This window comes from Oscillibacter sp. (genome assembly GCF_032060045.1).
Lineage (GTDB): Bacteria > Bacillota > Clostridia > Oscillospirales > Oscillospiraceae > Oscillibacter.
On sequence record NZ_DAMBZJ010000003.1, the window covers coordinates 79181 to 92853 of the forward strand.

Annotated in this window: 11 protein-coding genes and 1 pseudogene; 2 read left to right on the forward strand and 10 right to left on the reverse strand. The window is 55.2% G+C overall.

The genetic code is table 11. From position 1 onward, the window contains the following. The 9 genes and pseudogenes from RT018_RS15785 to RT018_RS02340 all read right to left on the reverse strand — a co-directional run. Nucleotides 1-470: pseudogene (locus tag RT018_RS15785) on the reverse strand (urocanate hydratase); the annotation flags it as partial. Beyond that, nucleotides 431-1315, reverse strand: coding sequence for a hypothetical protein (locus RT018_RS02305; RefSeq protein WP_397359549.1), 885 nt, complete (start codon nt 1313-1315; stop codon nt 431-433). The gene RT018_RS02305 and the pseudogene RT018_RS15785, both read right to left, overlap by 40 nt. Nucleotides 1316-1399: 84 nt before the next feature. Then, the gene (locus tag RT018_RS02310) at nt 1400-2395 is read right to left on the reverse strand and encodes an electron transfer flavoprotein subunit alpha/FixB family protein (protein ID WP_312938929.1); all 996 of its coding nucleotides are present in this window, start codon (nt 2393-2395) and stop codon (nt 1400-1402) included. A 16-nt stretch (nt 2396-2411) separates the two neighbouring features. Beyond that, entirely contained in the window at nt 2412-3197 is a 786-nt protein-coding gene (locus RT018_RS02315; protein WP_312938930.1) for an electron transfer flavoprotein subunit beta/FixA family protein, read from the reverse strand. A gap of 76 nt (nt 3198-3273) precedes the next feature. Then, nucleotides 3274-4410, reverse strand: a complete 1137-nt coding sequence (locus tag RT018_RS02320; protein ID WP_312938931.1) for an acyl-CoA dehydrogenase family protein — start codon at nt 4408-4410, stop codon at nt 3274-3276. A 46-nt stretch (nt 4411-4456) separates the two neighbouring features. After that, nucleotides 4457-5635 carry a CaiB/BaiF CoA-transferase family protein gene (locus RT018_RS02325; protein ID WP_312938932.1) on the reverse strand — a complete coding sequence of 393 codons (1179 nt, stop codon included), beginning with the start codon at nt 5633-5635 and terminating at the stop codon, nt 4457-4459. 47 nt (nt 5636-5682) lie between these two features. Beyond that, nucleotides 5683-7116, reverse strand: coding sequence for a nucleoside recognition domain-containing protein (locus RT018_RS02330; RefSeq protein ID WP_312938933.1), 1434 nt, complete (start codon nt 7114-7116; stop codon nt 5683-5685). A gap of 120 nt (nt 7117-7236) precedes the next feature. Then, nucleotides 7237-8376: an acyl-CoA dehydrogenase gene (locus tag RT018_RS02335; protein WP_312938935.1), complete on the reverse strand. Its 1140-nt coding sequence runs from the start codon at nt 8374-8376 to the stop codon at nt 7237-7239. A gap of 885 nt (nt 8377-9261) precedes the next feature. Further along, entirely contained in the window at nt 9262-10842 is a 1581-nt protein-coding gene (locus tag RT018_RS02340) for a recombinase family protein (RefSeq protein ID WP_312938936.1), read from the reverse strand. A gap of 330 nt (nt 10843-11172) precedes the next feature. Here RT018_RS02340 and RT018_RS02345 point away from each other — a divergent pair, with 330 nt between their 5' ends. Together RT018_RS02345 and RT018_RS02350 are read left to right on the forward strand one after the other, a co-directional pair. After that, entirely contained in the window at nt 11173-11847 is a 675-nt protein-coding gene (locus RT018_RS02345; protein WP_312938937.1) for a polysaccharide deacetylase family protein, read from the forward strand. A gap of 499 nt (nt 11848-12346) precedes the next feature. Then, nucleotides 12347-13408: an HD-GYP domain-containing protein gene (locus RT018_RS02350; RefSeq protein ID WP_312938938.1), complete on the forward strand. Its 1062-nt coding sequence runs from the start codon at nt 12347-12349 to the stop codon at nt 13406-13408. Between the two features lie 79 nt (nt 13409-13487). Here RT018_RS02350 and RT018_RS02355 read toward each other — a convergent pair. Further along, a partial coding sequence (locus RT018_RS02355) for a DUF4914 family protein (RefSeq protein ID WP_312938939.1) occupies nt 13488-13673 on the reverse strand: 186 nt, incomplete at its 5' end.

The following is a 13673-nucleotide window of genomic DNA, read 5'->3' on the forward strand; positions in this document are numbered from 1 at the left end:
AGATCGTTTTCGCCGTTTTTGCACACGGCGGTAACGCCCGCATCAAACACGGACTTCAGGAACGCGTTGCCGTAATCGAAGAAGTAGGTGCCCTTCTCGTGGAATTTGCAGATCATCTCGTAGTGGCGCTTCAAGGACTTATCCACCAACTTGGCAAACTGCTCCGGGTCCTTATCCAGCATCTCGGTGCGTTCGGCAAAGGTCAGTCCCTGCGGGCAGTAGCCGCCGTCATAGGCCATGTGGCAGGAAGTCTGGTCGCTCATCAGATCCACATGAACGTTCTTTTCATACAAATACTCCAGCAGATCCACCACGTTGCCGTGATAGGCGATGGCACAGGGTTCCCTGGCCGCCATCTTCTTCTGGGCGATGGACAGCGCCTGCTCCAAACTGTCGGTCTTTTCGCTGACCCAACCCTGCGTATAGCGGGTTACGATCCGGGACTCATCCACTTCGGCGATAATGGACACAGCGCCGGCAATCTCCGCCGCCTTGCCCTGTGCGCCGGCTTAGGCGGTATGTCCGCCTTGCCCTGTGCGCCGGACATACCGCCTAAGCCGGCGGAGATAAACAGGCGTCCCGCCAGATTCCCATCCTCGAAAATGCCCAGCTTCAGACGGCCCGCGCCCAAAAGCGTGTTGAACGTACCGTGGACAATGCCCTGCGGCCCGATGTACATCCAGCCGCCGGCGGTCATCTGCCCGTAGTTGGCAACGCCCAGCGCCGCCGCGCGGTTGAAGTTCTTCTGGTCGTCAAACGCACCAATCATCAAGCCGTTGGAGATGACGCACCGAGGCGCGCCCTTGTGGCTGTGGAACAGGCCCAGAGGGTGGCCGCTCATGACCACCAGCGTCTGCTCATCCGTCAAGATCTCCAGATACTTTTTAATCAGACGGTACTGCATCCAGTTTTGGCAGACCTGGCCCGCTTCGCCATAAGTCACAAGCTCATAGGGATACAGCGCTACGTCGAAATCGAGGTTATTCTCGATCATGACCTGGAACGCCTTACCCTCGGTGCAGTTGCCCTTGTACTCGTCAATGGGCTTGCCGTACAGCTTGCCCTGCGGGCGGAAGCGGTACCCGTAAATCCGTCCGTGTTCCTCCAGTTCCTTGGCAAACTCCTCAGCCATCCGGGCGTGGTGATCCGGGTGAATGTAACGCAGGGCGTTTTTGATCGCCAGTCGCTTGTCTGCCTCGGAGAGATGGGATTCCCGGCGGGGAGCCCGGCGGATTCCATCCGCGAAGACGGGATGCTCCGGAAGCTCGTAATCCAGCTTCACCGTCATTGCCTTGTCAACATCAAACATTGCCATAATTATTCCTCCTTATTTATATGAGTCCACTGTGTTTAAGTACAAATCGCAGGGAGAGATCCGCTCCTTCGTGGGCACCCGGCCTCAGCGGGACGCAAACACCCCTTTACACTCTTCGATCATGATGGGCAGCACTTTATAAAGATCACCTACGACTCCATAGTTCGCCAAGCCGAAAATGGGTGCTTCATCGTCCTTGTTGACGGCCACGATCACATCAGATGTCTTCATACCCGCCAGATGCTGCAACGCGCCGGAAATGCCGCAGGCGATGTACAGCTTGGGTCCCACCGTCTTGCCGGTCTGGCCCACCTGATGCTCATAGGGAATCCATCCCGCGTCCACCGCAGCGCGGGACGCGCCCACTGCGGCATGCAGGGTGTCGGCCAGTTCTCGAATCAGGTCGAATCCGCTGGCGTCGCCCAGTCCACGACCGCCGGAAACAATGATTTGCGCGTCGGTCAGGCTGATTTCCCCGCCTGCCTTGGCCAGAACCTCCTTTACCTGTGTACGCAGTTCCGAATCCTCCATATTCAGAGAAACGGAGACGACCTCCCCGGTTCTGGACGTATCCGGCTCAGCCTTGGAAAAGGCGTTGGGTCGAATGGTACACATGGCGGTTTTCTCAGGAACAAAGATCACATCGGCCATGATGTTGCCGCCGTAAGTGGGGCGAGTGGAAACCAGCTGCCCTTCCACAATTTTCAGCTCCGTACAGTCGGCGGCAAGGCCCAGCTCCAAACGGCTGGACAACCGGGCGGACAAATCCCGACCGCAGGTGGTCGCAGCCAAAAGGAGAATTCCCGGCGTGTGCTTCCGCACAAGCTGCTCCAGCGCCTTGCAGTAGCTCTCAGTCCGGTAGACCTTCAGCCGCTGGTCGTTGCAGACAAAGACCTGATCCGCGCCATAGGCAAACGCCTCTCCGGCCTGTTCCTTGACCTGCGCCCCCAGCAAAACAGCCGACACCTTGCCCGACAGCTGATCCGCCAGTTCTCTTGCCGCGCCGAGCATCTCATAGGAGACGCCTGCGATCTTCCCGCCCACGCACTCCATGCAGACCCATATGGTTTGATTTGACATATCTTGTTCTCCCTTCTCAGATGACCTTCTGTTCCACGAGCTTTAAAACGGCGAGTTTTCCAATTTCCTCCGCGTCCCCGCGAAGCAACTCGCCGCTCTGACGCGGAGCAGGCAAATAGCGCTTTTGAACAGTGGAGGGGGAATTCTTTCCACCCTTGGCCGCATCTGCACCGATAGCCGCGCAGTCCAGAACGGGAATTTCCATGCGGTTGGCCATTCTAGTCCGTTTCAGCGTTGGATAGCGGGGCTCGTTCAGAGATTTTTCACAGGTGAGTAGCACCGGCAGTGCGGCCTGCACCACCTCCTCGCCATTGGGAGCGACCCGTTTGGCGGTCAGACTGTCGGCTGTGACCTCGCGAATCTCGTTCACGTAGGAGATCTGCGAGATGCCCAGCTGCTCGGCAATGCCCGCGCCCACCTGACCTGCGTCATCGTCGATGGCTTGTTTCCCGCACAGGATGACATCAAAGGTTCCAATGGATCGAATCGCCTTGGCCAATATGTAGGCAGTGGCCCACGGATCAGAATCCTCCAGTGCCGGATCACTGACCAGATACGCCTTTTCCGCCCCCATGGACAGGCCGATACGCAGGGTGATCTTGCTCTCCTCGTCTCCCATCGCCAGCACAGAGACCTCTCCACCATGTTCCTCCATCAGCTTCAAGCCCGCTTCCAATGCGTTCAGGTCAAAGGGGTTCACCATAGTCTCAACCCCCTGCGTAACAACCCGCCCGGTGGCAGGGTCCAGCTTGGGCGCCACCGCGTTGTCTTGTACCTGCTTCATACATACCAGTATATTCATATATTGTCCTCCTTTATGGCGGGCGCCGGAGCGCCGCAGTTAAACCGAAATCATATGCTTTGAAACGCGCCACGCATCAGCGCAGAAGCTGACCGGCAATGACAATCCGCTGCACCTGAGAGGTTCCTTCGAACAACTCGGTAATGCGCTGATCACGGTAGATCCGCTCAATCGCATATTCCTTCATGTAACCGTAGCCGCCGTGTACCTGCAGCGCGGTATCCACTACCTTGTGGGACGCCTCGGCTGCAAACAGCTTGGCCATGGCGGCCTGCTTGGTAAAGGGCACGCCCTGCTCTTTCAGGCTGGCGGCGTAATAGGTCAGCATCCGGGCGGCTTCCACCTGCGTGGCGGCATCAGCCAGCATCCACTGGATGCCTTGGAACTTTGCAATGGGGCGCTTGAAAACCTCACGCTCCTTGGCGTATTTAACCGCCAGATCCAGCGCGGACTGGGCGATGCCTACGGACATGGCGGCGATGCCGATGCGGCCGCGGTCCACCACGTCCAGCGCCAGACGATAGCCGCTGTTCAACCGCCCCACCAGATTCTCTTTGGGAACGCGGCAGTTTTCAAACACGATCTCGGCCGTGCGGGCACCGCGGATACCCATCTTGTCGTCTTCGGAGGCGATGGTCATGCCGGGAGTCCCCTTTTCCACCACAAAACAGCTCATGCCGTGGCGCACGTCCTCTTTATTGGTGATGGCAAAGCAGCACAGGTAGTCACAGTGTGCGCCGCCGGTAATGAAGTGTTTTACGCCGTTGATGACGTAGCTGTCCCCCTCTTCCACAGCTGTGGTCTTGTTGGAGGTCATATCGGACCCGCCTGCAGGTTCGGTGAGGCAGAACGCCGCATATTTTGCGCCTTCCAGCGCGGGGCGCAGCCACTTTTCCTTTTGCTCAGCATTGCCCGCCAGATACAGCGCGTCAAAGCCCAGATAATGTCCGGTGATGATGGAGCCGGTGGAGGCGCAGGCCGCGGAGATCTCCTCCATGGCAATCGCCTCGGAGATGGCGTCATAGCCCGCGCCGCCCAGCTCCTCTGGATAGGCCAGACCCATCAGATCCTGTTCGCCCAAAGCGACAATCGTCTCAGTGGGAAAACGGTTGTTCACGTCGATCTCTTCCGCCTTGGGGGCAAGATAGCTCTGTGCCCATTCGCGGACCGCCCGGCGCAGGGCGATTTGGTCGTCAGTATATTTGAATTCCATAGAGAGATTCCTCCTTAAAATTTTGATCTGTATTGTTGTCGGTGGATCAGAAGACTTTCTCCGCCTCCCACGCGTCGATCTGTTCCTTGCTGTACCCGAATTCCTCCAGAACGGCACGTGTGTTTTGTCCCAGCAAAGGGGCGGCATGCCGTGGATCGGGCGGTGTCTTGGACAGCTTGACAGGATTTCCGGTGATGGTCAGCTTGCCCACACCGGGCTGGTCGATCTCCACCAGCATATTTCGCTTCAGTATGCTGGGGTTTTTACACGCATCGTCCACGGTACACAGCGGGCCGCACGGTATCGAGCGGCTTTCCATCATTTCTCGGGCCCCGCTCACTGTGTGATTCTTTAAAAACTGTTCCAGAATGCCCTTCAGTTCCACATCGTTTTCAGAACGGTGAGGGTCGGAGTCAAACTTCGGGTCTTTGATCAAATCTGGCTGACCGATCATTTCGCACAGTTTGGCAAAATGAGCGTCGCTGGCCACGGCAATGATAACCATGCCGTCGCTGCACTGATAGATGTCAAAGGGTGCGCTGAGGGGATGCCGGGCTCCTACGCGGGTGGGATGGACGCCGCCGATGGTGTGGCGCACGATATTTGTCTCAATAAAGGCAAACACACTGTCCAGCATGGCGATATCCACATACTGTCCTTCGCCGGTTCGTTCTCGGTTATACAGAGCCGTCAGGATGCCAAACACGGCATATAGCCCTGCGCTGACGTCTCCCAGTGAGCTGCCCACTCGGGCGGGAGGCGTATCGGGATATCCTGTGATGCTCATCATGCCGGACATTCCCTGCGCCACGATGTCATAGGCGGGCAGATCCCGCAGCGGGCTGTCCTGTCCAAAGCCAGAGATAGAGCAGTAGATGATTTTGGGATTGATCTCTTTCAGGTGGTCATAGGAGAGGCCCAGCTTTTCCATCACACCCGGCTTGAAGTTTTCCACCACGACGTCGCAGGTCTTTACCATGTCGTAAATGATCTGCCGACCACGCTTCAAATCCAGCGTGATGCTCTTTTTCCCTCGGTTGACCAGTGTGTAATAGCCGCTCTGGCCGTTGACAAACGGCCCAAAGATCCGACTGCCGTCGCCAGAGCCGGGACGCTCAATCTTGATGACTTCCGCGCCGAAGTCGGCCAAATTCATGGTGCAGAAGGGCCCCGCGAGCACCTGAGAAAAGTCCAGCACCCGAACCCCGCTTAACGCTTGCTGCAATATCAACACCTCCTGAGAAAATAAATGGTTGTGGTCTTACGCGGTTTTTAAAAGAGCAAATGGGCAAACAGCGCCACAATGGGGATGGCGATTACCGTCCGAAGCAGGAAGATTAGAACCAGTTCGCCGAATTTGAGCCCCATGTCGGCCTGCAACATGGCGTTGGCGCTCTCGGTGAAGAAGATAATCTGCACGGTGGACAGCACGATCACAAAGAACACACTCATCGGGGCAAGGGCCTGCCCGGCGATGGTCATGACAGGCAGCGCAATCTCGGCAATACCCACCAACGTGGCGGGGGCGATGGCCGCAGCATCGGGCAGCTGGCACAGCTGAAGATAGGGCGTCATGGGGACCCCGATCCACTGGAACAACGGGGTGTAGGTGCTGATGAACAGTGCGATGACCGCGATGGCCTGCACAAAGGAGACGATCTTCACCGCAAAGGACAGCACGTCGGGAATCGAGGTGAGAAACACGGAATACGGCGTGCTGGTGGCCTTGGTGGTCGCAGCCCCCACAGCTTTTTTCAGAATTGTGCGGTCGTAGCGGCCGGATTTCCGCATGGTGTCCGTCTGCTCCGTGCCGTTGGCGTAGCGGTCTTTTCTTCTGGACAGCGGCGGTATGCGGATAACAATGAACGCCAGAATGAACACCACGACCAGCGAGGTCAGAACAACTTTTCCGTACATATAAACCGTGTCGGTGATGGAAACCAGCAGGGCAAAAAAGCCCAGAGAGACCACACTAAAATTAGTGGCAACACAGCACGCCTCTTTCTCGGTATACACGTTCTCGTTGTACAACTTGTTTGTCATGAATACGCCCACGGCGGGCGCTGCCACAAACGCGGAGACGGCTGTGACCGCGGACTGGCCGGGTAGCTTGAACGCCTTTCGCATGATTGGCTCCATCAATGTGCCGACAAATTCCAGTACACCGAACTCAATAAGAAATGTGACCAGCCAGCCGGCGATGGTAACGGTAAACAGGGTGGAACCCGCCAGACTGATCGCCTGCCCACCGACCCCGGAGTCTAGAATCTGCTTTGGACCCATGTTGAACACGATCATCACCGCGAAGAGCAGAGACAGATAGTACAGGATTCCGGTCCCCCAGCCGTCTTTGGTGTGGAACCGCTGGAAAAAGCCCTCTTTTTGGATACGGGACAGTGTAAAAGTGACGGACAGCACAAGGCAGACAAGTAGAACCAGCCAATTCATGACTGCGGGCCCAAGTAGGGCCTTGACTGCGTCGATCAAAAGCACCATGGGAACAGAGTTTGCCCCGCCAATCGTCACGGGAATGAAGAACGCCCAGATTCCGATTCCCGAAAAAATCATGAATTTCAGCAAGTTGCGGCGATTGAGTGTGCGGTAATCCACTGCAACACCGACGCTCTCCTCCAGCGCTTTTTCCACGCGGTCATCTTCCGCGCTTGAAGATGCTTTCGCTTTGGCAAAGGTCTCGTTCTTGTTCATAAGCAAGTTCCTCTCTTTCAGACAAAATGGTGAAAGTACAGAAGCCCCGTTCGGTTGTATCCCATCGTTCCTTACCGGCAGGGCCGGAGGGTGGGTTTGCCTTGTGTGCAGCCAGTTTGTTTATTGCAGCGCGGCGCGGGAGATGACCATGCGCTGGACCTCGCTGGTGCCCTCGTAAATCTGGGTAATCTTCGCGTCGCGCATCATACGCTCCACAGGATACTCGCGGGTATAGCCGTAGCCACCCATCAGCTGGACACACTCGGTGGTAACGCGCATGGCAGTCTCAGCGGCATAGAGTTTAGCGTGAGCCGACTCCACAGAATAGGGCCGGTGATTATCCTTGCACCATGCGGCGCGGTAGACCAGCAGCTTGGCGGCCTCAATCTGGTTGGCTAGATTGGCGATGACAAACTGCGTATTCTGGAAGGCGGACAAGGGCTTTCCAAACTGCTCGCGGAGCTTTACATATGCAATCGTCTCTTTCAACGCGCCCTCGGCAATCCCCAGCGCCTGTGCGGCGATGCCGATCCGCCCGCCGTCCAGCGTATGCATGGCAATCTTAAAGCCCTCGCCCTCTTTGCCCAGCATGTTCTCCACAGGAACAATGCAGTCTTCAAAGATCAGGCTGGCGGTAGCAGAGCCACGAATCCCCATTTTTTTCTCGTGCTTTCCAATGGAAAAACCCGGGCAGTCCTTTTCCACAATGAAGGCGGATATGCCATGGTTTCCCTTTTCCTTGTCGGTCATCGCCATGACGATGTAAATTCCCGCCTCGCCCGCGTTGGTAATAAAGCACTTAGAGCCGTTAAGTACATAATGATCTCCCTGCTTGACGGCGGTGGCCTTCTGGCGGGAGGCATCGGTTCCGGCGTTCGGCTCAGTCAGACCGAAAGCACCCAGACATTCGCCGCTGGACAGCGGAATCAAGAACTTTTGCTTCTGTTCGGCGGTGCCCCATTCATAAATGGGGGCGGCCCCCAGAGAGGTGTGGGCGGACAGGGTGACGCCGGTGGACGCGCAGACCTTGGATAATTCCTCTACCGCGAGAACATAAGAGAGGTAGTCCCCCTCTTCTCCGCCATACTCCTCGGGAAAAGGAATGCCCAACATCCCGTTGTCGGCCATTTTCTGCACGCTTTCCTTGGGGAACCGCTCGTTTTCGTCGATCTCCTCTGCCAGAGGCTTGATCTCCTTTTCTGCAAACTCCCGGTACATCTTCTGGATCATTTTGTATTCGTCATTAAACCCGAAATCCATACTCTCTTTTCCTTTCTGAGACGCGGCTTGCGTCGAATCGTTTTCCAGCATCGGGCCGAGCGCTCAACAAAGCCTTTTACTGTCTGGATTGTAGCGCGCCTCTGTCTTTGAAACGTCTGCACGCATCGTCAGACGCCCCTTTTCTCCTCCGATGTGGACGATTTGGCGCTAGAACAGTCCAGGCTGCCGCCACCGGTGAAATTCACAGTTTTTCGACCTTTGCCTTTTGAAATCTTACATTTGCATCCGGAATAAGCGTCAAATTTCCGTCTACTGAGGAAAAGCCTTTGGGCTAAAACTGCCGTCTAACAATAAATTAAATTTTTTATAACTTCCATTTTTTGGGTATGATTGCCAAAGATCAATGCAAAACACATTGCGTTTTTAACCATTTTGCGGAATTGGCAGCCCGTAAGCGCGCCCCACTTGCATGACCTCGCCGGTTTGGCATACTTACTTTGCGCGCCTGGCGATTTTCACGAAGGTGGGTGAGGGTGCCGCCCACGATACCGTCTTGTTTTGCCTCTTCGATACGATTTATTGAGATTGGTCCCTTTCCGCATCTGACGCACAGCTCCTTTTATGACCGCTTTTATCGCGGCGTGGCAAAAAAAAGTGACGTTGCCGCTGATGCGGCAACGTCACTTTTTATCATTTTTAAGATTTGGAGCGTTTTTAAGCACAATGATCCCGTTCGTAGATCACGCCGTCATTCAGAGAGTGCTCACGCAAGAACGCGAATTCTGCGACACCTCCGACAGAGGAGGTTATACTTCAGCTAGATGGCTTTGTCCCGACAAAAACTTGAAAAATCCAACTTGCTTGAGTCCTGACAGCGTTGCTGATAGGACGCTTTTTTGCACATTCGTCTCGGAACCCACCTCGTCAGCCAGGTGCCTCGCGTTCCTCTTCCAGCAAAAACCGGAGGCTGTCTGAAAACCGGTACGTGATCTCTATGCGCTTGTCCTCAAAGATGCGAATCACTTCAACCGTCTGGGACAGCGTTGCCCGGTCCAACTCAGTCAGCCTGCCCAGACGCAGCAGGTTTTCAATCCACGGCTGCATCCGTGGGTTTTCTTCAGGCGAGGACTCGACCTGCGCCAGCTGACGCGCTAAAATCTCCTCCTGCTGATCGTAATCCCTCTTATAGCGTAGAAATTCCTCACGATTCAGCAGTTTGTCCCGATAGTCCTCATAGGCCCCCTGTTTCAGACGGCGCACCCTGTCCAGCGCGGTTTCCAGACGATTTTGTTCCTTGCTTTTGTGCTGCGCCGTATCTGAAACCGTTCGGTTTCGCTCGGCAAGCTGCTCCAAATCACTGACGGCGGCAATCAAACGGTTCAGATCCCCCAGAATGATCTTCTCTATGTCCTGTTGCGGAATAGAATGCTTCGTACACACATTGGCCCCATAGCGGCGATACGACCCGCAGGTGTAGTAGATGCGTCCGCCCCGAACCGTTTTGACCATTGCTCGGCCACAGTCTCCGCACTTAAAGAATCCGGCGAGCAGACCCACATTCTGCTCAAAAGCCGGGGCACGCGTGTTTTGCTTAATCTGCACCTGAACCGCATCCCACAGCTCCTGTGGGATGATCGCCTCATGGGTATCCGGAACCACGATCCACTGGCTTTTGTCTGCGGCCTTGGTTCTTCCATGCATAGTTGGCCGAATCGACCTCCGCTGCACCATATTTCCCCGGTACATTTCGTTTTGCAGCATTCGGTGGATGGTGGCATAGGTCCAATAGTGGGTGGATTCCAACCGCTTGCAGTTGGTATATCGCTCACCCATCAGCCGCTTATACTCGCTGGGGCAGGGAATCTTTTCCTCGTTAAGCTGCTGGGCAATCCGAATCTGTCCCGCTCCGCCCCCAGCCATCTCAAAAACGCGCCGAACAACCTTGGCGGCAACCGGATCAACGATCAGCTTGTTATGGTCGGCCGGATCTTTCACGTATCCGTAGGAGGTGAAGGCCCCTACAAATTCACCTCTGCGCTGTTTTACTTCAAAGGAACTGCGCACCTTCTCCGAGATGTCCTTTGCATACTGCGCGTTAAAAACATTTTTCAGCGGCAGAAGCATATTGTAGGGACCAGCCTGGCTGTCCACCCCATCGTTGATCGCAATAAATCTGACCTCGCGGCTTGGAAAGTACCGCTCCAAATAGTAGCCCATGTCGATGTAGTCCCGTCCAAAACGGGAGAGATCTTTCACGACAACACAGTTTACCCTGCCATCTTCAATGTCGGTCACCATTCTCTGGAAGGCGGGGCGGTCAAAGTTGGTACCGGTATATCCGTCATCGGAGTAGTGGCCTACTGCTTGAAGCTCCGGATTGCGGGCACAGTAGTCCTCAATGAGTCTCTGCTGGTTGAGGATACTGTCGCTCTCCATCCGGTCACCGTCCTCCCGTGACAGACGTTCGTATTGAGCGGTCAAGTACTTTGTTTTCTTCTGGGGCATCGGCGTGTCATCTGTGAATCTTCACCAGTGCCGCCACTACATCTTCGGCAGTGCGCTGGCCGGTGAAGTGGCGGTCAATGCTATATTCGGACGTCCGCGCAGACGGAGTCATCGTCTGAGACATGAATATTCCCTCCTATTCAAACCAGATGGTTCAGGTTATGAGGGCTTGTCGGCAAACATGCCACGCGCGTCAGCTTCGGTATCTACCTCTATACGATGAAACCGGTGGTTAATTAAGCGTAAATGCCCCGATTTGCACATATTGGGACACAAATAGGTAGAATAAAAAGCGGCAATTGCAATTGATTTTGGGACTGCCGCATTATAATGTTACCCTGGGGAAACGAGGACACTCAGACGCTCATTAACATTCTCGAACAATACAATGTAAAAACCACTTTTTTCGTGGTGGGTGATTGGGTGGACAAATACCCGGAGTCTGTCAAGGCACTCTCCGACGCGGGCCATGAGATTATGAGCCACTCCTCTCACCACGATCACTACAATTCTCTTTCCACGGAAAAAATTACCGCCGACCTGAAAGAAAGCAGTGACAAAATTGAGGCCATCTCCGGCGTGCGCCCCGCGCTAATTCGGTGTCCCTACGGGGAATATGACGACCACGTGGTCAAGGCCATTCGCGATTATGGCATGGAGCCAATTCAATGGGACGTTGACAGTCTAGATTGGAAGGGCCTGTCGGCGGATGAGATTACCAGACGGGTCACTTCCAGAGTCCAGCCCGGGTCCATCGTCCTGTTTCACAACGCGGCAGAGAACACACCCGCCGCTCTGCCTGGTATTCTGGAATACCTGATTGGACAGGGTTATTCCGTGGTCCCAATTTCACACATCATTATCAATGGCGCGTACAATCAGGACTACACCATTGACCACACCGGCCGCCAAAAAGCCAGCAAGAGCGTTACGGAAGGCAGCGCTGCCCCCAGCGGAAGCAGCGGCGCCGTAAATCCCCCGGCCTCCTCCACAGGAGCCGCCTGACGCGGGATCGTTCCAAAATGATTCAGCCTGATCCGCCACGCGTTTCACACCCGGCGTACCGGAGGGTACACCTTCTTGGGATGCCCCCCCTGCTCCCGCAAAAAAGGATCCCGGCGCGTAATTTTTCGCGCCGGGGTCCTTTTTTGCATTCTTACCAGCCCCGGGAGACAATTGACTGGGTTCTCAAGACACACTCCGGTGGACCCTATCCCCTTCTTTCGTCGCATCACACAACCGAGGCAGTATGCACGGAGACTCAGTGATACCCTGTGGGGAGAAACAAAAATTCTTTTGCAATTATTTGACATTTTTCGAAAATACGGATATAATATAACCTCTGGCAAACAGATGATTTGCCCCGCACTTTTCGGTTTTGTGCCCTAATGCGGAGGATGCGAACCGATCTTCTTTCAGCCCTGACAGCCGGGCCGCGAAACGGCCGTATCTCCGATGGGACGGGGAATATCGTGTGCAGAACATATGTTGAAAGGGTATCGCGATGAGATTCGTAGCTGCAAATTGTTTACGCGAGGGCATGCAGCTTGCAAAGCCTTTGTACCGCGGACCAAACACCATGCTCTCCACCGGAATTGTGCTGAATAACGCATATATCGGCGGCATTTTGCGGGCCGGCTATGCGGGCGCTTACATCGAAGACGACCTTTCCCGGGACATCGAGGTCATCGACGCCATCAGCGGCGAGCTACGCTCGGAGACGATGCGTGGCATTCAGAAAATCATCTCCACCGCCCGCCAGGGCGGAAGAAAACCGCACCCCGTCAATGTCTCCGCCCAGATTGAATGCATTGTGCGGGAGCTTTCCGGGAACCGGAACGTGATGGTAAACATGCTGGATTTAAGCAGCTATGACAGCTACACGTATTCCCACTCTCTCAATGTGGCCGTTCTGTCCATCGTTTTGGGAATGGCCATGAATTTTCCAGTGAACGACCTGATTGCCTTGGGCAGCGGCGCGCTGCTGCACGACATTGGGAAGGTTTTTATCAACAAACAGATCGTTCAAAAAAATGGACCTTTGACGCCAGAGGAATTTGAACTGATGAAAACCCATTCTCAGATGGGTTACGATTATATTATGTCGGAATATCGGCTTCCGCCCAGAAGTTGTCGGCCCATCTTAGAGCACCATGAGCGGTACGACGGCTCCGGTTATCCCTTGCAAAAGAAGGGCACCGGCATCTCCCTCTACGGGCGGATTACCGCCCTTGCCGACGTGTACGACGCGCTTACCTCCGAGCGGCCCTATCGAAAGGCCCTGCCTCCCAACGAAGGGGTTGAATATGTGATGGCCAGCGCAGAAACCCTGTTCGATCCGGAGGCGGTCAACGCCTTTACAAAGAGAATTGCCCCCTACCCCGTGGGCACTTCCGTGGCGCTGAGCAACGGATGGACCGGGCTGGTCATCCGAAATTACGCTTCTTACTGTCTGCGGCCCATGGTCCGGGTTTACCGGCAAGACGGCAGGGCAGTAAAGCCCTTTGAAATTTCCTTGAAGGACGATTTCAGTTACTTAAACGTCACCATCAAGGGCGTTGCATAGCACGGCATTCCCCTTTTCCCTGTTCTTATGATAACATCCCCGGGGCGGAAAATTCCGCTCCGGGGATGTTTTATGTCGTTTATTCAAGGCCCAAAGGAAGGATTTTGCAGTAATCCTCCACGGTGCCGCCGGCAGCAAAGCACTCCAGAATCTGACGGCCCACCGGATGCAGCTCCGGCGTGTCGTAAACCTGCAGCTCCTTGGCAAAGAAGTCGGTGAGAATTTTCGCGCCCACCCGATAACCCTCTTCACCGAGAAGCTCCTG

Coding starts and splice junctions, on each gene's coding strand:
- RT018_RS02320 (WP_312938931.1), bottom strand. CDS start 4,410: ATGGAATTCAAATATACTGACGACCAAATCGCCCTGCGCCGGGCGGTC.
- RT018_RS02345 (WP_312938937.1), top strand. CDS start 11,173: ATGTTACCCTGGGGAAACGAGGACACTCAGACGCTCATTAACATTCTC.
- RT018_RS02335 (WP_312938935.1), bottom strand. CDS start 8,376: ATGGATTTCGGGTTTAATGACGAATACAAAATGATCCAGAAGATGTAC.
- RT018_RS02310 (WP_312938929.1), bottom strand. CDS start 2,395: ATGTCAAATCAAACCATATGGGTCTGCATGGAGTGCGTGGGCGGGAAG.
- RT018_RS02305 (WP_397359549.1), bottom strand. CDS start 1,315: ATGGCAATGTTTGATGTTGACAAGGCAATGACGGTGAAGCTGGATTAC.
- RT018_RS02340 (WP_312938936.1), bottom strand. CDS start 10,842: ATGCCCCAGAAGAAAACAAAGTACTTGACCGCTCAATACGAACGTCTG.
- RT018_RS02350 (WP_312938938.1), top strand. CDS start 12,347: ATGAGATTCGTAGCTGCAAATTGTTTACGCGAGGGCATGCAGCTTGCA.
- RT018_RS02330 (WP_312938933.1), bottom strand. CDS start 7,116: ATGAACAAGAACGAGACCTTTGCCAAAGCGAAAGCATCTTCAAGCGCG.
- RT018_RS02315 (WP_312938930.1), bottom strand. CDS start 3,197: ATGAATATACTGGTATGTATGAAGCAGGTACAAGACAACGCGGTGGCG.